Below are 22939 nucleotides of genomic sequence, written 5' to 3' on the forward strand. Positions count from 1 at the left end.
CATAGCTTTGGTCCGACCCTACAACCCCTGATAAGCAATTCAAGAGAGCTAGCTTCAGTCAAGCAATCGTAAAACAAATTTCAGATGATGAGTCGTTTAGTTGCGTTGGCCCTGGTGGGTTATATAATGGTTTCTTGTGGTGGAAGTCACGAGCAATCTCAAATGCTAGCGGATAGCAAAAACCTTGGAGTAAAGCGTTTCAATAATATTACTCTGGAGCTATCCCTTAAACCCTTCAAAAAGAATGATAAGCAATATATTGAAGAAGCGTGCAAAGAAATATTTGCTGGCTGGGGCTCATTGGTAAGGCATGCCGATACAGTGTCGCTGATGCTGTGGACGGCTGACGGTTCTGAAATACTGGACTATAGCGGAAGTCTCGATCAGCACCTGGAGTGGGCCCGGTACATTGGCAACCCTAACACCGAACATGAGGTGAATTCCGAACCAGGCAATGCGAACCTTTCGGTACACCAAAGAGCATTTACCTATCTTGAGGAAACGCCAGATTTTAACTACGGCGACCTAAAATACATAGTAAGCACGCTGAAGCGGGTTGGCGAAACTATGACCGGAAAGCCGGTTCGTGTAGGGGCCACTTTTGATCCCGGGCCTGAATTTGCCAAGTCACCCTTCAAATATGAGAAGCACCCTGAGATATGCATGGGCTCTACCATGGGCTCAAAGACATTTGTGGTCTGCTATTCCACGCTAAATGAAGACGGCGATAGTTATGCCGGATTCCCCAATGGCATCAAGCAGGACACACCATTTGGCACCTTCTTCGGCAGCCAATCGCAACATTTTTTAACCGACCTGGGCTTCGACTACCTATGGCTTTCAAACGGCTTCGGCTTTGGTATGGAAACCTGGAGTGCCACAGGAGCCTTATTTGATGGAGAGAAATTCTATCCTGAAAAATTCAGCGATGTGCAGGATAAGATACTCAACTTCTGGACATTATTCAGAGAGCAATGCCCGGATTTCCGCATTGAAACGAGGGGCACCAACCTGTCCACAGGCATTGACCTGGCAGCGGATGGTGTCGATCTCAAAAGTATTTACAACGGAGGCTTCAATCTGCTGCCTCCTCCCAACTCGCCTTGGGCTGCTTTAAATGGCGATTTTGGTCTGGAGCTCGCCGGCTATATGTCACGAATAGCCGAGCTACCCGACGACCGCTACCTGTTCAGGTACTACACCCACGACCCATGGTGGGTGAACAGCCCCTGGCTGGATCGCTATGGCAGAGAAGCGCACGATATTTACCTACCGATGTCGGTTTCTACCATCAACAGCAAGGGTGAGGCCATGCTGCCAACCCATCTTAATTTCCTGACCATTGACGACTCGTATGGCAATATGCCTGTGCAGGTACCGGATGAGGTGACCCCGCACATTCTACAAGCCAGAAGAAATGCGCCCGATCAGGCGGGCCCTGTTGTTTGGGTATATCCTTTTGACGAATACCATGAATGGGCCTCTGTGCAGCCCGAAAGGTTGCCAGAGATCTACTATGGCGATTGGTTTATTCGCCAGGCTATCAACGAAGGTTTTCCTATGAACACGGTGGTGTCTACCGGAAACTTCAGCCAGATCAGAAAAGATGGAAAACCAACTTTTGATGAATCCGTGCTGGTGACAATTGTCCCCGATGCAGGAAGTGAATTGGAGCAGCAATTGATGGCCTTTGTGAAAGTGGGGGGACAACTAATGATCTACGGGCCAGTAGGAAATGGCAGTAAGGAATTCCTCGATTTTATGAATATAAAGGCTGAAGAGCCACTGGCAGGTGAATTTGCGGTGCAAATGGCGATGAACGGGGATAACATAGAAACCAAATCACCTATGGTGATGCAACATCCTGCTGATCTGTCTGGCGGAGGGATAGAAACGATGGTCGCTTCCACGGATAATTCTACAAAGGTACTGGCACAGGTGGTTCAGAACGGACAGAAGCGGGATGCCGTAGTGTACCGGCAAAACCCGGACTGGAAGGGCGGAGCCGTGTGCTATGTCCGTGGAACCAATTCTGTGTCATACAAAGGCGGTCACTTGTTGACTCCGGATGATTCTGAGAAATGGTTTTCAGGGCCCTCTTTGATGCGATTTGGTCTGGGTAAATTGGGTTACTCAATCACCTACGACAAAAGCAGCGGAGGCATAAAAGACCCTATCAACTGCATTTCACGGCACAACAATTCCTTCTTCTTCTCTGGCTACCTTCCTAATCTGACGGTGGAGCAGGCATTCAAGTTTCCTCAAGGTGCTCCCATCATCATCGGTTGGGAAACAGAACTGAAAAATGGAGCATCTACCTACAGGTTTCCAAAGTCATTTTTCGAAGAGAGCAGATTCTTTGTGGAGCAGGAAGATGGTGTGATTTCGTGCTTTGATATTCCTCTGGCGACGAAAGGCACCAAGCGTCGAATTCAATTGACTGGTTTGAAAAATGCGAAGGTTCGGTTTTATCCACCCACAGGAGTTGCAGGCGAATCGGTGAAAGTGGTTTTGAACTCCAGTTACCCATTTGGTAAAGGACAGCTGGAGGGGCAGAGCGAAGGAAAGTTTGGTGCAGATTACTATCTGTATGAAAATGTAACTGGTCAACTGGTCGTGTCATGGTGAAAAACACTATTCATATAAATTACTTGGTGTTACTGGAAGCATTTGCTGGCCTGCTTGTATCCGTTGCGCTGTTGCTGCTTTTCACTTTCGCAGTGAGTGGTTGTACTCAAACGGAAAAAAGGGATGAAGCTGCTAAGCGCCCGAACGTTATTGTCATTCTCACCGATCAGCACAACCCAAATGCAATAAGTGCTCATGGTAATAAGTACTTGAGCACACCAAATCTTGACTACCTGGTCAACAATGGGATAAGCTTTGCGAACTCCTATTGCACAACACCTGTTTGTGGCCCGTCCCGAAGCAGTCTTATCACCGGTTTGATGCCTCATAACACCGGCGTCGATTACAACGGTGATTCAATGAAGGACGGAGTCAAAAACCTGGGTCAAATACTTAGCACCGAAGGATACGAAACAGTATGGGCCGGGAAATGGCATATCCCGGGTTCTTATCCTCAGCAGAAAGATATCGACACTCTGGCGGGGTTCAAGGTTATCGACTTTTATGAAAATGATAAGCCCTGGGATTTGGGTGCCGATACTGACGCCCCTTTGGCAGATGCCACGGCAGAATATATCCAGCAGTACAGCGGAGAGAAACCATTGCTGATGTACGTGCAGTTCCACAACCCCCACGACATTTGCCATTTTCCGAGAAAGCCTGAGAACTACCCGAATGTTGGGCCAGATGTAGTGCTTCCGCCTTTGCCGGCTAATCATGCCATAGACCCGAACGAACCCGAAATGATAGCAAACAGTCGTTTCCGGGACCACTATGGTGATGAGCTGCTCTTGTCGCAGGGTAACGACGAAACCAGGTGGAGAAATTACCTGTGGTACTATTATCGCAACACCGAAATGGTAGATGCCGAAATAGGTAAAGTGCTGGATGCACTGAGAGCTAAGGGAATGGATGAGAACACCATCATTGTCGTCAGCGCCGATCATGGCGATGGCATGGCGGAGAAGAAATGGGCAGCTAAGTTATCGTTGTACGACGGGCCTGCCAAAGTGCCGTTTGTGGTGTACTACAAAGACAAGGTAAAGGCGACTGGTGTTGACAATCAACTGGTAGTGTCGGGTGCAGACGTGGTGCCAACCATTCTCGATTATATCGGTGTAAACAGCAATATAGTATTTGACGGAGTCAGCCGAAGACCCTATATAGACTCGCATAAATATGACTCTGCTGACTTTGTAGTGACTGAGCTGGCCGTTGATCCATTTGATAAATCACTCACCGGCCGGATGATCCGAAACAATCGGTACAAATACAATTACTATTCAAAAGGCGAGAGAAATGAGGAACTCTTTGACATGGTAAACGACCCGCTCGAAATGAGCAATCTGGCAGGCAATGAGGATTATTTGTCTGTGAAGACGGAATTGAAGGGACAGCTAAAGAAGAGACTAACTGAGACAAAAGATCCCTTTCAGCTATGATTAAGCAACGAACGCATAGAAACACCCTAACATGAGAATGTTACTACTCATAGTCATAGCCTTTGTGGCGTTTTCTTGCTCTTCTGGTATGGAGTCGGGGCCCAGGGGCAACGCTGACTATGATCGGTTGGTAAAAGGGTTTCAAAATCCCCCAACCGAAGCCAGGCCTAAAGTGTATTGGTGGTGGTTAAACGGATATGTGGACACCCTGAGATTGAGGGAGGAGTTGCGAGCCATAAAGGAAATCGGGTTAGGCGGCGTGGATGTTTTTGAAATCGGGGTGCCTGCGTCCGAAAATGTGGGGCAGGCCATTCCTGCTGGCCCGGCCTTTATGGGGCCGGAGTTTCTGGAGACACTTAAGGTAGTAGTGGACGAAGCAAGAAAGCTGGAACTTGAGGTGGGAATGAACCTGGCGAGTAGTTGGAATGCTGGCGGAAGCTGGACAAAGCCTGGACACGCAGCGAAGACTATCTATATGTCAAAGGTGAAGGCACATTCGGGCAGTACCCGGATCAAGGTGCCTTTTCCGACGATTCCCAAGCTGGACCCACGAGGAAGGACTCGTGTGATAAAATATGGAGATGATGGAAAACCGGAATTTCGAAGGGAGATAGCAGTTTTGGCGATTCCTAAAGAGGCAGATACGCCTTTGGACACGACCAGAATTGTCAATGTGTCGGCGTTTTTTGATTCGGAGGCAGATGTCCTTAGCTGGGTCGTTCCTGAAGGTGAATGGGAAATCCATCGATACGTCTGCGCCAATTCGGGAGAGCAGCTTTTTATGCCATCAGCCCAATCGGTAGGCCCCATCATCGATCACTACGATTCATCTGCGACTCGTGCCCACCTTGAGTTCTTTGTTGACCAGATCAGACCGCTGGTTGACGATTTTGCTACTTCGCCCATCAAGTACTTTTACCTGGCGAGCTATGAAGCCAAAGACTTTGCCTGGAGCACCACTTTGCCGGAGTCCTTCAGACGAATGAATGGGTATGATATCGCCAAATTCCTCCCATTGCTTTTTGATAATAGCCTGTTTGATAAAGAGCTTGTCGAGCGGTTTCAGTTTGATCTCCGAATGACGTTGTCGGAGCTGATGATCAACAACCACTATCGCAAGGCAAAAGAAATTTCCAATAGTTACGGACTAAAGATCGCCTCAGAGGCCGGAGGCCCGGGGGTATACACCATTCCTGTGGAGGCACTAAAGGCATTGGGCTCACTCGATATTCCCCGGGGTGAGTTTTGGCACAGAACAACAAGAGTCGAAGATGGTGTCGATATTATCTGGTTGGTAAAAGAGATAGCAGCTGCCTCGCATATTTACAAAAGAGGCATCGTTGAGGAGGAAGCGTTTACGAGTTTCATCAACGACTGGCAGGAGGGGCCCGCTGACCTCAAGCCACTGGCTGACAAGGCATTCGCCGAAGGAATGAACAGGGTAGTGATTCATGGCTTTACGCACAATCCAAACGCTGAGGGTGTACCTGGCATAGGCTATTTTGCAGGCACTCATTTCAATCCCAAATCAGGCTGGTGGAAAGTGGGCCGTCCCTTTGTGGACTACCTCTCACGGATTTCCTACGTGTTGCAGCAAACGGATTTTGTTGCGGATGTGCTTTATTACTGTGGCGACGATGTTCCCAACCTGGTGCCTCCAAAAAACACCCGGTTCAAAGTAGGCGATGGCTATGACTATGAGATCATCAACAAAGAAATTCTGCTAGGTCAGCTTACCGTTGAGAATGACAAATTGGTTTTACCCGGGGTTGGCTCGTATCACGCCCTCTACATAGGTGGAGCTGAGGCAAGCAGCTATGAGGTATTGGAAAAGCTGGCCGAATTGGCTTCAAAAGGAGCCATTGTTCTGGGAGAGAAGCCCGTGAGAACGGCCGGGTTGAGTAAAGACAATGAGATCGAAATAAAACTGACTGATTTTTCAGATAAAGTTTGGGCTCAGCCAGGGACGAACGTAAGGAGTGAAGAGGGGAAAATCTATTCCGGCATCTTACCCATTGAAGCACTTAAACAACTGAATGTCCCACCCGATTTTTCTTATCCCGAGAATGAGAATTCGAGCCTGGACTATATCCACTATCGGAAAGATGGTCTTGATTTTTACCTGGTTCGCAACACAACTGATCAATGGGTGAACAGTACATGCCGTTTTCGACAGGAGAATAAATCGCCTGAAATATGGGATCCGACGACTGGCGAGATAGCAGCAGTTCGAACCTTTGAGGAGGAAGGAGGGCAAGTGTCCCTGCCACTGTCATTGCCGCCCCACGGTGCGCAGCTAGTGTGTTTCACTCCACAAAAATCAAAGGCAGAGGGCCAGCCCTTACCTGATTTGAATAACGTCTCCTGGTTTCGCTACGAAAGTGACGGAATTTATGTAACTGCTGGCGTTCCGATTCTAACCGTCGACAAAGAGTGGACAGTAAAGTTTCCAAAAGGCTGGGGGGCGCCCGATTCGATGTTGCTGCCGGGCTTAGAACCTTTGACAAATAGCGACATCCCTGGTGTAAAGTACTTTTCAGGCACTGCCTCCTACACCACAAGTTTCGATTTCAGGAAGGGAAATAACGAAGCCAAAACTGTCATTCAGTTGGGAGACGTTTCCGAAGTGGCTGAAGTGTGGCTCAACGGACACTCCCTGGGTATTTCATGGACGCCACTCTTCCAGTATGATATCACTGATCAGGTAATAGTCGGCAAAAATGAATTGAGGGTGGATATCACCAACAATTGGTCTAACCGGCTGGTCGGCGATGCCATCACTGGCGAAAAGTTTACCACCACCAATATCAAGGTGGTGAATAGAACAAAAAAAATCGGTTGGGAGCATGTACCGTTGGTTCCGTCAGGCTTGATCGGGCCGGTTGAGATATATGAAATGAAAGCGATACGATGAAAGTAAACGGAGAGGCCATGAGGTGCCAAATAAACTATTCGAGATTGATGAACAATGCCATGAAAGTACTGGCAGTGGTCGCTTTGTTTGCTTGCCAGCCGCCTGTTCAGGAAGAAAAAGAAGCTGCTGCCAGTGAACCTCAATATGATGTTGCTGCCTACGTTTGGCCGTCGTGCCACCACGATGAGCGGTTTGGCGACATGCTGTGGCCTGATAGGATGGGCGAGTGGGAGGTAATAAAAAAAGGAACACCACGATTCGAAGGGCACTATCAACCGAAGGTTCCGTTGTGGGAATATGAGCCGGACAATGACCCAAAGGTGATGGAACGCTGGATAGAGACTGCAACCGACTACGGCGTAAACACTTTCATTTTTGACTGGTACTGGTTCGGTGACGGCCCTTTTCTGGAGAGCTCACTCAATGACGGGTTTCTCAAAGCGAGCAACAACGAGAAAATGAACTTTTACCTGATGTGGGCCAACCACGATGTGAAGCAGAACTACTGGAATGTCCACAAATACAAGGACGTTGACACGTTGCTTTGGGATGGTGCTGTTGACCTGGTAAATTTCAAAATCATTGTGGACAGGGTGATTAATAATTATTTCAAAAAGCCCAATTACTACAAAATTGATGGTAAACCCGTCTTTTCCATCTTCAGCGTTGCAAACCTGGTAGAAGGACTAGGCGGGCTTGACGAAGCTGCGGATGCTCTCAACTATTTCAGGGAAGAAACGAAGAACGCAGGCTTCCCCGGGCTGCATATTCAGTTGATTAATTTTGGAGTTCCCAATGAAAACGCCCTTCAATCTATTAAAGCACTAGGGGCTAATAGCGTCACTAAATACAACTGGGGCGGCCCGCATCCAGAAGATTATGTCCAGTGGGGCGTTGAGTCGATGGACAAAAGGCAACAATGGGACGAGGCACTGGATATCCCGGTCTTCCCCAATGCTTCGATTGGCTGGGATGATTCACCGAGGTTTCCACACAAAGGAAAAGCGGACATCGTCCATTACAACAAAACACCAGAAGCCTTTGCGTCATTTCTCCAAAAATCGAAGGAATACTGTGACAGTCATCCAGAGCAACCAAAGTTGATAACAATATTTTCCTGGAACGAATGGATTGAAGGCGGATACCTTTTGCCTGATATGCTGTACGGCTACCAATACCTTGAAGCAGTGAAGAAGGTGACCTACGGGGGTTCGGAGAAGACTGGCCCATGAGAGACATTAAGGAATAACCACGGCGTCCTAAGCAGAGTCGGTTTGAATTATACACATACACTACTATGAAAACACGATTTTCGACATTTATTGCCCTTGGATTATTCGTTTGTCTGCAATGCAATTTTGCCGTTGGGCAAAGCACATCTGCCTACGAGCAGGTCAAGTCATCGTTTCAATCTCCACCCCAAAGCGCCCGACCCAAGGTTTACTGGTGGTGGCTCAACGGAAATGTGGACAGTGTTAGGGTGAAGGAAGAAATAGCCGCCATGGACAGAGCGGGGCTTTCGGGGTTTGATCTTTTTGAAACGGGTGTGCCTCCGGTAGATACAATGGTTGAAGCAGGGCCGGCATTTCTAAGCAAAGAATCCCTCAAGGTGATCAGGGTGGCGCTGGAGGAAGCTAAGAAAAGGAATATGGACGTGGGCTTCAATATGGCCAGCAGTTGGAATGCAGGTGGAACGTGGGTAACTCCCGAAAATTCCGCTAAATCGATTTATGATTCGAGAATAGAGGTAAAGGGCAAGTCGGGGGGCAATATAAAGCTCCCGTTCCCTCAGATTTCAAAAATAGATGCAGCTGGGAAAACAAGGGTAATTCAGTACCAACGAAATGGGAAGCCGGTGTTTTACCAGGAAGTGGCCGTTGTAGCCATACCGTTGAAAAATGGAAAGCCTGACTGGGATCCGGCAAAGATCGTTGATGTTTCCAGCCAATTTGATCCGGAAAGTGAAAAACTGAACTGGACACTGACAGGTGACTGGGAGGTGCACCGCTACATCTGCTCCAATTCTGGCGAGCAGTTAAAGCGACCAAGTAAGTACTCCTCCGGCCCTATCATCGACCACTTCGACGCACAGGCCACCGAAGCCCATTTTCTTCATATTATCAATGTGCTGACAGAAGAAATGGGCGACTTGAGGAACACTGCGCTGAAAAACCTTTACCTGGCTAGCTATGAGGCCACCGGCTTTACGTGGACGACCACATTGCCAGCTGTGTTCAAGGCACTCACCAGCTACGAAATAAATAAATTCCTGCCCGTGCTCCTTAATCAGTCATCTTTCGAGAAAGGAGTTGTTGAAAAGTTTATGAAAGATTATCAGCGGACTTTGTCGGAGCTGATGATCACCAATTTTTATAAGAAAGCGAAGGAGGTAGCCAACGCACATGGTCTGAAAATCAATTCTGAAGCAGGTGGCCCAGGTATGCCGATGCACAATGTGCCCGCTGAGCCTCTCAAGGCTCTCGGTGCGCTTGACCTTCCCCGTGGTGAATTTTGGATCAACTACAATGCTTACAATGACCAGGGAGTAGATTTTCTGCGGGTCGTGAAGGAAGTGTCCTCTGCGTCTCATATCTACGGTAGGGGCATCGTGGAAGAGGAAGCCTTCACTTCATCTTTGAACTGGCAGGAAGGCCCGTTTGATATGAAGCCAACCGGCGACCGGGCGTTTTGCGAGGGCATGAATAGGGTGGTGATTCATGGGTTTAGCCACAACCCAAGCGGAATTGGTTATCCGGGCATCGTTTACCATGCAGGCACACATTTCAATGATAAAAGAATATGGCACCCGAAAATACGGCCTTTCACTGACTACCTGGCCAGGGTTTCTGCAGTGTTCCAGCAGACCGATTTTGTAGCCGATGTGCTATACTACTATGGGGATGCGGTGCCGAACTACGCAGGACCGAAAAATGGTCGTTTCATGGCTGGCCTGGGCTACGACTATGATGTCATCAATACTGAGATTCTTTTGCAGCTGAAAGTGAAGGATGGAAAGCTTGTATTGCCTACGGGTGGTCAGTACAACCTATTGGCGCTGGAGGATGAGGGAGACATTAACCCAGCAGTGTTGCTGAAAATAGAGGAGCTGGTAAGTGCAGGGGCTACTATCACCGGAGCCAAACCAAAAAAAGTATCGGACAGGCCAGGAGGAACGCCGGCCATGGCCGCTATGATTGATAAAGTTTGGAATCAAAACTCAAAGGCGAAAGTAGTGGCCGGAAAGCAGCCATTCGAAGTGTTGCAGGCCAACAACATTGGCCCCGATATCAATTATTCGGACATAGCGCTCAACACACTCGACTACATTCACTACAACAAGAATGGCCTGGATTTTTACTTCGTAAGAAACACCACCGACGAATGGGTGTCAAGGGAAATCAGCTTCCGGCAGCAGGCCAGGGTGCCGGAGATATGGGATCCAATAAATGGGTCAATTTCACCGGCAACCATCTACAATCAGAACGGCAAATACATTCAACTACCAGTTTCACTACCACCTATGGGCTCGACTTTTGTTGTTTTCAAGCCAGGAAAGCAAGAGGTGAAGTTCTCAAAAATTACGGGAACTCAACAGCATCCACCTATGCTCAACTACACACCCGATGGAGTGTTTGTGATGGAAGCAGGTGCTTTTGAAGTGAAAAAGCAAGACCAATCCTTACCCCTTATTAACAATGTAAATGTTGAAACCTTAACTGGAGCCTGGGAAGTATTCTTTTCTCTGGAATGGGGTGGGCCTGAAAGGAGGCTGTTTCCAGAGTTGAGCTCATGGACAGACTCTGAGGAAGAGAGCATAAAATACTATTCGGGGATGGCCAGGTACAAAAAGCCATTCTATCACGACGTCAATGCAACGCTCATGAAAGACCAACGGGTGTTTCTCGATCTTGGCGACCTTTCAAAAGTAGGTGAAGTGTGGCTCAACGGAGAACCGCTGGGAATCACCTGGGCAAAGCCTTACCGGTTCGATATTACCGACAAACTTAAAGCAGGCAACAACCTGGTGGAGATAGAAATTGCCAACGTTTGGGCCAATCGTATCATAGGAGACGCCCGGACGGATGGAAAGGACTATACTTATTCCAACGTGCTAACAACAACAGTTGTAGGTTTTGGTAGGCAGCGATTTTCCTGGGAAGAAACCCCGTTGGTAGAATCAGGCTTGCTGGGGCCCGTGCGATTGATTACTGTGAGCCCGCTGTAACAGGTGGGAAAAATTGAACCAATTGATTGAAATATTAACCCCATTTAGAAATATAACACGCTATATCATGAAGACACTCTTTTCTGTACTTATTGCCTTTGGAGCTTTGATTTGCTTTTCTTTTGATCAGGCCATTGCCCAAAACGCACCATCTTACGATCAACTAAAGGAAGGGTTCAGGTCGCCGCCTCCCGGGGCCAGGCCAAAAGTGTACTTCTGGTGGCTAAATGGTAACGTCGACACCGTGCGTGTGAAAGAGGAAATTGCCGCCATGGATCGTGGAGGTATTTCTGGCTTCGATATTTTTGAGATTGGCGTTCGTGAAACTGACGATATGGTGGCAGCTGGTCCGGCTTTTTTGAGCGACGAGTCACTCAAGTCAATACGGGTAGCCTTGCTGGAAGCCAAAAAACACAACATGGATGTTGGCCTTAATTTGGCCAGCAGTTGGAACGCTGGTGGTTCGTGGACTACGCCGGAGAATTCGGCCAAGTCAATATATTTTTCAAGCCTCGATGTAAAAGGTAAGTCGGGCGGGACTGTAAAACTTCCTTTCCCGGAAGTCCCGGCAAAAGACACAAGAGGCAGGGCAAAAGCCATTGAATTTCAGAAAAACGGCAGGCCTGTTTTTTATACCGAGGTGGCTGTAGTGGGTATTCCGATGGAAAATGGACAGCCCGTTTGGGATCCGGCAAAGTTCGTTGATTTGACGTCAAAGTTTGATACCAAAAGCGACAAGCTAACCTGGGATTTGTCGGGTGACTGGCTGGTGCATCGCTACATCTGCTCCAATTCAGGCGAGCAATTGAAGCTGCCCAGCAAGAATTCTGTTGGCCCTATCATCGACCACTTTGATTCACAGGCCACGGAGGCGCATTTTCTCTACATCATCGGCCGTATTCAGCAAGCTATGGGCGATGACCTCAGCAAGACAGCCCTGAAAAGCCTTTACCTGGCGAGCTACGAGGCAACAGGCTTTGTCTGGACAACCACACTGCCACAGGTTTTCAAGGAACTCAACGGATATGAGATCAATAAATACCTGCCGGTACTTTTCAATGAAGAAAATTTCAGCGAAGAGGTGGTGAGCAAGTTTAAAAAGGATCGCCAGCGCACTTTGTCAGAATTGATGGTCACCAATTTTTATAAAAAAGCGAAGGATATATCGAACAAGTACGGATTGAAGATCAATTCCGAATCGGGTGGCCCGGGTTTGCCTTTGCATAATGTGCCAGTTGAACCACTTAAATCGCTGGGAGCTTTGGACTTGCCGAGAGGGGAGTATTGGATCCATCACGATCGGTTCAATGAGCAGGGAATTGATATTTTGAGAATGGTGAAAGAAGTTTCCGCAGCATCGCACATTTATGGTCGGGGTATTGTGGAAGAAGAGGCCTTTACCTCCTTCAAACACTGGCAGGAAGGGCCGTTCGATATGAAACCGTCCGGCGACAGGGCTTTTGCAGAAGGAATGAACAGGGTTGTGGTGCATGGCTTTAGCCATAACCCGGCGGGCTACGGTTACCCGGGTATTGTGTACCATGCCGGCACCCACTTCAACGACAGAAGGGTGTGGTTCTCCAAAGTAAGGCCTTTCAACGACTACCTTGGCCGAATATCATTTGTGTTGCAGGAGACCGACTTTTTTGCAGACGTGCTTTACTACTACGGTGACGCCATCCCCAATTATGCAGGACACAAAAACAGCCGCTTTATGGTTGCCCCTGGCTACGACTATGAGATAACCAACACCGAAATACTACTGCAAGCATCGGTCAAAAATGGAAAAGTGGTGCTGCCTACCGGGGCTGCATTTAGTGTGCTGGCACTGGAGGACGAGGGAGAGATCAATCCCCAGGTACTACAAAAGATCGACGAGCTGGTTCGTGCCGGAGCCAGAGTGACTGGAGCTAAGCCCAAGAAAATATCCGACATTCCTGGCCGCACTGAGGCGATGAATGCTACCCTTAGCAAACTGTGGGGTGCCGGGAGTCAAAAAGTACTCGATCAACAGCCGGTGACCGTGCTGGAGACGCTTGGCTTGGGGCCGGACATAGATTATGCGGACAGAACTGCTAACACGCTCGACTATATCCACTATAACAAAGCGGGGCTGGATTTCTACTTTGTAAGAAATACCACCGATCAATGGGTGTCGAGAGAGATAGGATTCAGACAGCAGGGCAAAGTACCCGAGATTTGGGATCCGGTATCTGGCTCGGTGCTGCCCGTTACCATTTACCGAGAGGATGGGAAGTACATCAAGCTGCCATTGTCGCTGGCACCCTACGGTTCAGCGTTTGTCACATTCAAACAAGGGAAAAGCACCGCCAAATTTGAGCAGTTAAACAGCGGGGGACTTTTCCCTCCTTTGCTGGATTACACTGCCAACGGTATTTTGGTGATGGAAGATGGCTTGTTCGAGGCTACCAAAGCAGGGCAGTCTACCCCGGTGACAAATATCACGAAACATCAACCGATCAGCGGAGCCTGGGAGGTGTTTTTCTCACAAGATTGGGGAGGCCCTGAACGAATAATATTCCCCGAATTGATCTCGTGGACGGAATCCGATATAGAAGGCATCAAATATTATTCTGGCGATGCAAAATATAAGAAGACCTTTCAGTACGATATCAACGCATCGTCCATGAAAAACCAGCGGGTGTTGCTTGACCTGGGCGACCTGTCAAAAGTAGGAGAGGTGTGGTTGAATGGAGTGTCGCTCGGTATTGCGTGGGCGAAGCCTTACAGGTTCGACGTGACTGATGTTTTGAAACCAGCCGACAACGTTTTGGAGATAGAAATTGCCAATACCTGGTCGAACAGGATCACCGGCGATGCTCTGACGGAAGGCAAGGACTACACCTTCACAAATGTTGAGATCACAGACATCTTCGGATTGAACAAGATCAAGACGCCGTGGGTGGAAGTACCACTAATCAGGTCAGGCTTGCTGGGCCCAGTCCAATTGATCACTGTTAGTCCAATAGAGTAATCGATTACCAAAAGTAAACTATCATGAAAAATGTAGTACATATTATCACGGCCTCGCTACTTGTAGGGTTGCTGGGGCTCTTTGCGTGTGAAACGCCAAACACTGATGACGGACTCACGGAATTAAGAGTGGGTTTTCAGAATCCGCCAGTCAAAGCCAGGGCCAAAGTGTACTGGTGGTGGCTCAATGGCTATGTTGACTCGGTAAGGCTAAAGACCGAACTGAGAGCCATCAAAGACGCTGGCCTTGGTGGTGTGGATATTTTTGAGATTGGTTTGCGGCGTGCCAGCGACGAGAAAGGGATCATACCTGCCGGGCCTCCGTTTATGGGAGAAGAATCACTTCACTTGATAAAAATGGCGCTGGATGAAGCGAAGAAGCTTGATCTGGAAGTCGGGCTGGGTGTAGCCAGTAGCTGGAATGCGGGTGGCACCTGGGTGGAACCAAAACATGCTTCGAAAACACTTTATGCATCCAAAACATTATTGAAGGGTGGAAAAGAAGTGAAAATGAAACTTCCCTTCCCGGAAATAACCCCTGATAGAAACGGGAAGCCCAGGAAGATTGACTACCTGCCGGGCGGAAGACCAGTGTACAGTGAGGAAATCGCAGTGGTAGCTATCCCAAAAGGGGCAAAAAACCTCGGTGACACCTCTCGCATTTTTGATTTATCAGCCCAGTTTGATGCTGCCACGGAACTCCTTTCGTGGGATGCCCCTGAGGGAGAGTGGGATATCTACCGATACATCTGTTCCAATTCAGGCGAACGGTTGATTGTGCCGTCTCCCAATTCTGATGGTCCCATTATCGACCATTTCGACTCAGCCGCCACCCGCATGCACATGATGTACTTCATCAATAAACTCAAACCACTGGTCGGTGACTTTAAGCAAAGTGCACTCAGGAACCTCTACCTGGCCAGCTACGAAGCGAAGGAGTTTGCCTGGACGCCAACTTTGCCACAGATGTTCAAGAAACTTCACGGGTATGAGATCAATAAGTTTATTCCTGCTATTTACGACGAGCAGCTATACGAGGAGAAGGTAAATGATGGCTTTCAATTCGACTTTAGAAAGACATTTTCGGAGCTAATGATTCAAAATCATTACGCCAAATCAAAGGAGATTTGTAATGCCCACGGACTTGAGATCATATCAGAGTCGGGTGGTCCTGGTCACATGCACCACATTCCGGTGGAAACACTGAAGGCGCTGGGGGCATTGGACGTGCCCCGTGGCGAGTTCTGGTACAATCGGGAGTATTACAAAGAAGACAGCGTGGTAGATTATATCTGGCTGGTCAAAGAAATTGCGGCTGCCTCTCACATCTATCAGCGAAATATTGTCGAAGAAGAAGCTTTTACCAGCTATTGGGACTGGCAGGAGAGCCCGAAGGACTTGAAAGTTATAGCGGATCGGGCGTTTTGTGAAGGCATGAACCGACTGGTGATCCATGGGTTTACGCACAATCCATCTGAGTTTGGTTTTCCCGGCATTGTTTACCTGGCGAGCACTCACTATAACGATAAACGGGTTTGGTGGCCTATGGCCAAAGCTTTTAATGATTACCTGGCCCGCAACTCTTACATACTTCAGCAAGCCAAATTTGTAGCCGATGTTTTGTACTACTACGGCGACGATGTGCCCAACCTGGTGCCACCCAAGAACACAAGATTCACGGCTGGCCCTGGTTACGACTACGAAGTAATCAATACTGATAAACTAAGCGAGTTGGTTGTTGAAAACGGTGAAGTTGTACTGCCGGGCGTTGGCAGGTACAAGGTACTGGCGCTTGGGAACAATACGGAAATGAGCCCTGCTGCGCTAGCCAAAATGAGAGATTTGGCTGCTTCGGGAGCCGTGATCGTGGGAGGAAAGCCCACTCAGGCAAATGGATTGGCTCGTCAGCCTGAGGCAACTCAGGAAATAGTGAGTGGATCGGACGAATTGTGGGCGAGCGGTAAGGTGAGGTCAAACCAAACCCCGGAGGACGCCCTCAGGGGATTAGGGGTCGTGCCGGACTTTGCCTATCCAGGCCAGGCTAGCGGTAAGCTGGATTTTATCCACTATGCCAAAGGCGACGCTGATTTCTACCTCATCAGAAACACTACCGATAGCTGGGTGTCTGAAAAACTATCCTTTCGCCAACAAAACAGGGCACCAGAGTTATGGGATCCTAAAACCGGAGAAATGATGTCTATTCCGGTGTTCGAGGCGAGCGGCAACGTAACACTGTTGCCATTATCGATCCCACCTTACGGGAGCTACTTTGTGGTGTTCACTAATCAGCCAGCGAAATCTAAAGGGAGCATCGAAAATACCGATATTGTGTACACGCCGCATGGTTTCTACTCAAGGTCGGCAGGTGGCCCGACAAAGTCGACAACCATCGAAGGAGAATGGAACGTTTCATTCAACGAGGCATGGGGAGCGCCTGGCACAGCTGTTTTCCCCCAACTTACTTCTTGGACGCAATCAGAGGCCGATGGCATCAGGTACTACTCCGGAATCGGCACGTATGATAAGACATTCGAGTTTGCAGGCTCAGGTGGTGAGGCGAACCGAGTGTACCTTGACCTGGGTGACCTTGCTGAAATGGCGGAGGTAACGTTAAATAGTAAGCCAGTAGGAATTGTGTGGACGAAGCCTTATCGGCTTGATGTTACTGACATGATCAAAGAGGGGGCAAATACGCTAAGTGTACGGGTGGCAAATACCTGGTCGAACCGATTGACAGGTGATGCCATCACTGGGGAACAGTTCACGAATACCAACATTACCAATGCCAATAAGAACCTGACTCCGTGGAAGGATGTGCCGCTGAAAAAGTCCGGTTTACTCGGCCCTGTTCAGGTAGTTACCATCAGTCTTTCAAAATGAAAGTATGAATGAACGCCATCGCCATAGGATCATAGTAGCGGTTTGCCTTGCTGCTTGCATGGTTTTCGCAGGCCAGGCAATGGCTCAGCTGAGTTGCGCTCAGCTGTTCTCTGACAACATGGTGTTGCAAAGAGGAATTGAAATGACAGTCTGGGGCACTTCCGCCGCTGGCGAAAAGATCAGTGTGAAACTGGATGGCTTGATGTCTTCTGCATTTGCCGACGAAAAAGGGAAATGGGAAGTAAAGCTACCTGCTCATGAGGCTGGTGGGCCCTACCAACTGGAGGTGGAAGGAGTAGATGAAAAACTGGCGTTTACCAATGTGCTTGTTGGCGATGTCTGGTTTGCTTCAGGTCAGTCGAATATGGAGCATCCCGTTGCCGGCTGGGAGTGGATACCGCATTCGGCGGTGAATAATTATGAGGAGGAGCTTACTGATACTAACTACCCAACTGTCAGACTATTCAAGGTGCCAAAAATGCCGTCTCCTGTTGAGCTGAGCGATTTTGAAGAATCGGCTTGGCAAGAGGCCAGCCCAGGGTCTGTAGCTGGTTTTTCCTCGACTGCATGGTTCTTCGCAAAGGAATTAAGCGGGGAGCTTAGTGTTCCGATAGGAGTCATCGACGGCTCCTGGGGAGGAACGCCCATCAAGTCATGGATGAGCAGGGAATCGGCCAGCCAATTCAAACAGGATCTTGAAATTCCTCCAGCACCGGACGACTTTAATGAAAGAGCTTGGCGGCAAGCAGAGTTAATTTCACTTGACAATACGCTTGCCAGAAGACTTGCCATTAGTTTTCCTAATGAGGATGACCTGTCCAAGACAGCGACTGAATACAATGATACCAACTGGGGTGTAACTAATCCACTCGAAGAAGGCACATATTACGAGAATGTAGTTTGGTTGAGGAAAGAAGTACAGGTTCCTGAAAAATTCACCAAAGGAGCGTTCAGGCTCTCATTGGGTTTTCTCAATCGGGAAAGTTGGATTTATCTAAACGGACAGGAACTTGGCTTTTTTTTGTACTCGCAACCTGTTGAAATGGGTATCCCGCCCGGATTGATCAAGCCCGGAAAAAATGTGGTAACGATTCGCATGGCCCAGCCTTTTGGTACGACCAAATTTATGGGGGATGCTGATGCCTATTTTCTCTCAACAGCAAAGGATAAGCTCTCTATTCCCCTGGCTGAGGATTGGCGATTTAAAAATGAGAAACTGCGGGATTTTGGTTATATCACAAGTCATCACAACCAAACTACTTACCTCTACAACGGCATGGTGGCACCAGCTATCCATTATGGCATTAAGGGGTTCATCTGGTACCAGGGGGAGTCTGATGCTGGTCACGCCGAACTGTATGGGGAAATGTTTCCGTCGCTCATTACTGACTGGCGAAAAAAATGGGGGCTTGGCGAGTTACCATTCTTGTTTGTCCAGATTACCACTACTGAGCAAACCCACGAGTTCAGTAAGCCAAACAGCTCCTGGAGCTATTTGCGGCAGGTGCAGAAGGAAACGCTGGCGCTGCCCAACACGGGCATGGTTGTATCCATTGACTTGGGCGATCCTTACGATGTTCATCCGAAGACCAAGCGTGAATTTGGCCGCAGGCTTGCATTGCAGGCCTTAGATGTAGCTTACGATAAGGCTCTTGTGGCCAACGGCCCGTCTTACGAATCGTACTCACTTGATGGCAATACTGTGGTAGTCCATTTTGGCGAAGCCATCGAACTGAAGAAAAATAAGGTTGGCCTTGGGGCGAGCTTTGAAATAGCAGGTGAAGACGGAAAGTTTGTCAGTGCGACAGGAAAGGTCAAAGGGAGCGATTTGCACATTTCATCAAGTGAGGTCAGCCAGCCGAAGGCAATCCGGTTCGACTGGAGCAACGACCCTGAATACTATATCATTAATAAAGCTGGACTTGCTGCTTCTCCGTTTGTGCTTGAGTTGAATAAGTGAGCGCAAAATGGCATGGCTGCCAGGTGGTAATGGTTGGAAGCGAAGACTACAAAAGTTTTGGAATAAATGCTACCGCTAGCTACTAATGGAGGCTTTTGACAGTGCTTGATGCTTTTGCACTTTAGTAAACTTTTGTAGTCTGAAAGGAGCCGTGCCCACAGCGATAGCTGGAGGCACGCTTTTTAGATCAATTTATCAGCATCATATAAGCGCCAGCCGGGTCCTGAATCAGGCAGTAGAAGGTGTTCTCTCCAAATTTTCTTTTCTCTCCAATTACTTTTCCGCCAAGCTTTTCACAATTCGCCATGCTGGTGTCAAGGTCTTCTACTTTAACATAAATCAGCCAGTAGGGGGGTAGGTTGGCATTTCCTCCCGCCTTTTTGCAAACGCCGCTCAGGAAGTTGCCTTCTTTGTCTTTCATCACGTAGTCCTGGTAGCCGCCCATGTCGAGGCCCTGCTTTTCCCAACCAACCACTTCTTTGTAGAATTCGCTAACACCTTCGTGGTCTTCCACTGTCAGGTCAAAGTGCACGATATGTCCAATTTTTTGCTCTTGCATGATTGTTTCTATTAATTGGTTTTTAAGTTAATCAGCAGCAGGAAGGAAGTTTTTGCTTCGAAACAGCGCAGCGCATACGAGTGATATGACCAGGCCTACCGGGAAGATTTCCAATAACGTCATGCCAAACCGAACGACTGGATTTTTGTAGTTTTCAGCCATAGCATCCATCGAAGCTGTCATTTCATCAATTTCAGCCTGCGAGGCGCCTTCATCCTTCATTTTTTCGATGTAGAAATTGGTGTAGTCGGTCATGAAGTCGGGGGCAACGGTGTTGTAGTATATTTCCCAGCCAATGCAATACACAATTCCTGCCACGAGAGTGATCGCCAGCCCTGTTAACAGGGCTTTTCCAAAGGTGATACTTCCGTCCAGGTATTTGTCTCTAAACGCCTTCACGCCAAAGAAAATCATCGACAAGGCCGCAATCATCGACACATAGCCGAGGACCATGCCGAGGTCGTAGTTTCCGTTCTCCTTGCCAATAGGCATGGTGAGGTACATAAGCACCACTACAATGGCACCTGCAATCAATCCGTAGGTAATAATTACTTTTCTCATAATTCTGTCATTTGTGATGTCTCAAAACAAGCGTTCAAAGGCATTTTTCCACTCATACTTTGGTATGAATTTATGAGTTCAGCCAATAATAGTACTAAAGTACGGGTAGTTTGCTACTGGATGAGGCTGAGCTCCTTTGCTTTTTGAACAGCCTGCGTCCGGCGCCTTGAGTCTAGTTTGGAAAATAGATTGGCGGTATGAGTTTTTACTGTGCTGAGGGAAATAAATAGTTTGTCGGCAATTTCCTGGTTCGAGAAGCCTTCAGCCATTAACTGTAATACTTGCAACTCACGCTGGCTGATCTCCAGTCTCCTGAGTTCGTCCTCGTTAAGGTGAAACTTTCGCTGTACGATAACGGTGGTTCGTCGTTTGCCTATTATTTTTCCTCCAGCCCAAACTCCGATCAATACAAAAAGCAAGGCTACAGCACCAACGTAAATCTCAAGCGACAGATCCCTTACGAAGAACCTGTATTCCAGCATTTTCAGCAGGAATAGCAGCGCTGCCATGCTCAGACCGTATATGACGATGGTTCTGGTCATCGAGTTTGATGTATTGATTTTTAGGTCTTGAAAGTAAGTTTTTTTGAAGAAAAAAATTACGAAACTTGTTTTACTTAACACCGTTAATTATGTTTGTTCCGTTATTTAAAAGTATCATGGGTATATCAGAGCGCAGAGAACGAGAGAAAGAAGAGATGAAGGAGTTGATTCTAAAAACGGCGAATAAGCTGTTTGCAGAACATGGTTTCGATAAAGTGAGCATGAGAAACATCGCCGATGCCATAGAGTACAGTCCCACGACCATTTATCTCTATTTCAAGGACAAGAATGAATTATTCTATGCTTTGCACCTTGAAGGCTTCAGGATGCTTGCATACGAGTTCAGGCCCTTATTGGAAGTGAAAGACCCAATGGAAAGAATGTATCAAATGGGTCTTCGGTATATCCGTTTTGCCATTGAAAACCCTGATTATTACCAGTTGATGTTCCTTGTGAAGGATCCTTTGTGTACCACCGAAACAGACGAAACCTGGGAGGCTGGTCACAATGCGCATGCCTTCCTTGAGCAAGTTGTTATTGAATGCCAGGAACAGGGGTATTTGCAGGGAATCACCATGAGGGCTGCGGCTTTGATGATCTGGAGTTTTGTCCATGGCCTTGTGTCACTTCAAATATGTGACAGAATGAAACTTTATCAGGAGGTGGAACGTGAACAGTACATCACTGATGCCTACGAGGCTTTCCAGTTGATGATTAGGAACTTTAAGTCGGTCGAAAAGTAGACGACTCCAAAATAATAGAGCCTGGTCAGGTCACCCTCCTGACCATTTTTTTGAACTTGCAGTTAACACTGTTAATTAAATAATGTATGTACATCAAAGTGACACTATTAACCAGCGTTTTGATTTTGATGGGTATGGCGACATCTGCCCGTCAAAGTGAGGTAACTGAGACAGGGGGAGTCCTGGATCAGTATGTGGCTGAGGCCCTTGCTGCCAACCTGACATTGAAACAGGAGAACCTGGCGTATGAACAGAGTCTTCAGAGTCTTGCACAATCAAAAGCACTTTTCATGCCTTCTGCGGGTATTAGCGCTACTTATTCGCTGGCGCAAGGGGGTAGGAAAATCAGCTTTCCCATTGGAGACCTGCTGAACCCAGTCTACACAACGCTGAACCAGTTGACCGATTCGCAGCAGTTTCCGCAGGTGAACAATGAGGAGATTCAGTTCCTGCCCAACCGCTTTCATGAAACCAAGCTACGGGTGGTTCAGCCGCTTTTCAATTCAGACATCTGGTATGGCTACAAGGCGCAGCAGCAAATGGTCACTGTGCAGCAGGCCAAAAGACAAGCTTATGAAACTCAGCTAAAAGGCACTGTGAGGGAGGCCTACTTCAGCTACCTTCAGTCTGTTGAGGCGATCAGAATTTATGAAAGCTCTTTGAACTTGCTCGATGAGCAGGTGCGTGTAACGCAAAGCTTTTTTGATGCACAGCTTGTGACCAAAGATGCGGTGTATAATGCCCAACTGGAAAGAAGCAAAATGGACACCCAGCTAAACGATGCCAGAAAAAATGAGCATTTGGCAAGGGCCTTCTTCAATTTTTTACTTAACAAAGAGCTTGATGCAGAGATTGAGGTAGACTCTCAATTTTCGGGTGATTTTGCATTGCCTCAGGCAATAGTCGAGAATAGCGGCAATCTTACGGAGCTCGCTTTGCAGCAGCGAAACGAACTGCAGCAGGTACAGCAGGCCCAGGAGGCGACTAATTACCTCGTCAAGCTGAACGAAGCCAACCGGATCATGCCCAACCTGGCCGTAATAGGTGATTTGGGCTACCAGGGATTTGACTACAAATTCAACGGCGATCAGCAGTTCAGCATGCTCATTTTCAGCCTGCAGTGGGATCTTTTTAAGGGGGGAGCCCGCAAGGCAAAATACCAGTCGGCAGTGTTGCAGAAAACAACGCTCGAAACCCAGGAAGAACAGCTGAAAAAGCAGATAGAACTACAGGTGATTCAGGCATACGAGGAGGCCCGCTCGGCAGCTAACAACCTTTCCAGTGCTGAGTACGCATTGAAAACCTCGGAAAGTGCTTTTAAAATCACACAGTCGAGGTTCCAGCAAAACCAGGTACTGCCGCTGGAGTTCCAGCAATCGCAACTGAACTACACAAACGCCCGCCTGAGCTACAGCATCGCCAAATACAACCTGCTCAAGAGCGTAAATGAAGTCGATAAAGTAATTAGCAGCTTATAGTCAATCCATTTTT

At 48.0% G+C, this 22939-nt stretch carries 13 protein-coding genes; 10 read left to right on the forward strand and 3 right to left on the reverse strand.

Features of this window, described 5'->3' with window-relative positions; all coding sequences use genetic code 11:
- Nucleotides 1–84 precede the first annotated feature (84 nt).
- From RT717_RS08100 to RT717_RS08135, 8 genes are all read left to right on the forward strand, one after another.
- Nucleotides 85–2628 (forward strand): hypothetical protein, encoded by a 2544-nt coding sequence (locus RT717_RS08100; protein WP_317491231.1) that lies wholly within the window; start codon nucleotides 85–87, stop codon nucleotides 2626–2628.
- On the forward strand, nucleotides 2622–4070 hold the full coding sequence (locus tag RT717_RS08105; RefSeq protein WP_317491232.1) for a sulfatase family protein: 1449 nt from the start codon (nucleotides 2622–2624) through the stop codon (nucleotides 4068–4070). The genes RT717_RS08100 and RT717_RS08105 overlap by 7 nt, the downstream gene beginning before the upstream one ends.
- Nucleotides 4071–4101: 31 nt before the next feature.
- Nucleotides 4102–6984 (forward strand): glycosyl hydrolase, encoded by a 2883-nt coding sequence (locus tag RT717_RS08110; RefSeq protein ID WP_317491233.1) that lies wholly within the window; start codon nucleotides 4102–4104, stop codon nucleotides 6982–6984.
- 17 nt (nucleotides 6985–7001) lie between these two features.
- Nucleotides 7002–8216, forward strand: a complete 1215-nt coding sequence (locus tag RT717_RS08115) for a glycosyltransferase WbsX family protein (protein WP_317491234.1) — start codon at nucleotides 7002–7004, stop codon at nucleotides 8214–8216.
- Between the two features lie 65 nt (nucleotides 8217–8281).
- Nucleotides 8282–11209, forward strand: a complete 2928-nt coding sequence (locus tag RT717_RS08120) for a glycosyl hydrolase (RefSeq protein WP_317491235.1) — start codon at nucleotides 8282–8284, stop codon at nucleotides 11207–11209.
- A 67-nt stretch (nucleotides 11210–11276) separates the two neighbouring features.
- Nucleotides 11277–14204: a glycosyl hydrolase gene (locus RT717_RS08125; RefSeq protein ID WP_317491236.1), complete on the forward strand. Its 2928-nt coding sequence runs from the start codon at nucleotides 11277–11279 to the stop codon at nucleotides 14202–14204.
- Nucleotides 14205–14227: 23 nt separating this feature from the next.
- Entirely contained in the window at nucleotides 14228–17083 is a 2856-nt protein-coding gene (locus RT717_RS08130) for a glycosyl hydrolase (RefSeq protein WP_317491237.1), read from the forward strand.
- Between the two features lie 4 nt (nucleotides 17084–17087).
- Nucleotides 17088–19043 (forward strand): sialate O-acetylesterase, encoded by a 1956-nt coding sequence (locus RT717_RS08135; protein ID WP_317491238.1) that lies wholly within the window; start codon nucleotides 17088–17090, stop codon nucleotides 19041–19043.
- A gap of 187 nt (nucleotides 19044–19230) precedes the next feature.
- On the opposite strand, the gene RT717_RS08140 is transcribed toward RT717_RS08135, so the two are convergent.
- From RT717_RS08140 to RT717_RS08150, 3 genes are all read right to left on the reverse strand, one after another.
- Nucleotides 19231–19602: a VOC family protein gene (locus RT717_RS08140; protein WP_317491239.1), complete on the reverse strand. Its 372-nt coding sequence runs from the start codon at nucleotides 19600–19602 to the stop codon at nucleotides 19231–19233.
- 27 nt (nucleotides 19603–19629) lie between these two features.
- Nucleotides 19630–20163, reverse strand: a complete 534-nt coding sequence (locus tag RT717_RS08145; protein ID WP_317491240.1) for a DUF4199 domain-containing protein — start codon at nucleotides 20161–20163, stop codon at nucleotides 19630–19632.
- A 113-nt stretch (nucleotides 20164–20276) separates the two neighbouring features.
- Nucleotides 20277–20705, reverse strand: coding sequence for a response regulator transcription factor (locus RT717_RS08150; protein ID WP_317491241.1), 429 nt, complete (start codon nucleotides 20703–20705; stop codon nucleotides 20277–20279).
- A gap of 89 nt (nucleotides 20706–20794) precedes the next feature.
- Here RT717_RS08150 and RT717_RS08155 point away from each other — a divergent pair, with 89 nt between their 5' ends.
- Nucleotides 20795–21448 (forward strand): TetR/AcrR family transcriptional regulator, encoded by a 654-nt coding sequence (locus tag RT717_RS08155; protein ID WP_317491242.1) that lies wholly within the window; start codon nucleotides 20795–20797, stop codon nucleotides 21446–21448.
- Nucleotides 21449–21534: 86 nt separating this feature from the next.
- Complete coding sequence (locus RT717_RS08160; protein ID WP_317491243.1) at nucleotides 21535–22926, forward strand: TolC family protein; 1392 nt, start codon at nucleotides 21535–21537, stop codon at nucleotides 22924–22926.
- Nucleotides 22927–22939: the final 13 nt, after the last annotated feature.

Source organism: Imperialibacter roseus (assembly GCF_032999765.1).
GTDB lineage: Bacteria > Bacteroidota > Bacteroidia > Cytophagales > Cyclobacteriaceae > Imperialibacter > Imperialibacter roseus.

Coding starts and splice junctions, on each gene's coding strand:
- RT717_RS08100 (WP_317491231.1), top strand. CDS start 85: ATGATGAGTCGTTTAGTTGCGTTGGCCCTGGTGGGTTATATAATGGTT.
- RT717_RS08105 (WP_317491232.1), top strand. CDS start 2,622: ATGGTGAAAAACACTATTCATATAAATTACTTGGTGTTACTGGAAGCA.
- RT717_RS08110 (WP_317491233.1), top strand. CDS start 4,102: ATGAGAATGTTACTACTCATAGTCATAGCCTTTGTGGCGTTTTCTTGC.
- RT717_RS08115 (WP_317491234.1), top strand. CDS start 7,002: ATGAGGTGCCAAATAAACTATTCGAGATTGATGAACAATGCCATGAAA.
- RT717_RS08120 (WP_317491235.1), top strand. CDS start 8,282: ATGAAAACACGATTTTCGACATTTATTGCCCTTGGATTATTCGTTTGT.
- RT717_RS08125 (WP_317491236.1), top strand. CDS start 11,277: ATGAAGACACTCTTTTCTGTACTTATTGCCTTTGGAGCTTTGATTTGC.
- RT717_RS08130 (WP_317491237.1), top strand. CDS start 14,228: ATGAAAAATGTAGTACATATTATCACGGCCTCGCTACTTGTAGGGTTG.
- RT717_RS08135 (WP_317491238.1), top strand. CDS start 17,088: ATGAATGAACGCCATCGCCATAGGATCATAGTAGCGGTTTGCCTTGCT.
- RT717_RS08140 (WP_317491239.1), bottom strand. CDS start 19,602: ATGCAAGAGCAAAAAATTGGACATATCGTGCACTTTGACCTGACAGTG.
- RT717_RS08145 (WP_317491240.1), bottom strand. CDS start 20,163: ATGAGAAAAGTAATTATTACCTACGGATTGATTGCAGGTGCCATTGTA.
- RT717_RS08150 (WP_317491241.1), bottom strand. CDS start 20,705: ATGACCAGAACCATCGTCATATACGGTCTGAGCATGGCAGCGCTGCTA.
- RT717_RS08155 (WP_317491242.1), top strand. CDS start 20,795: ATGTTTGTTCCGTTATTTAAAAGTATCATGGGTATATCAGAGCGCAGA.
- RT717_RS08160 (WP_317491243.1), top strand. CDS start 21,535: ATGTACATCAAAGTGACACTATTAACCAGCGTTTTGATTTTGATGGGT.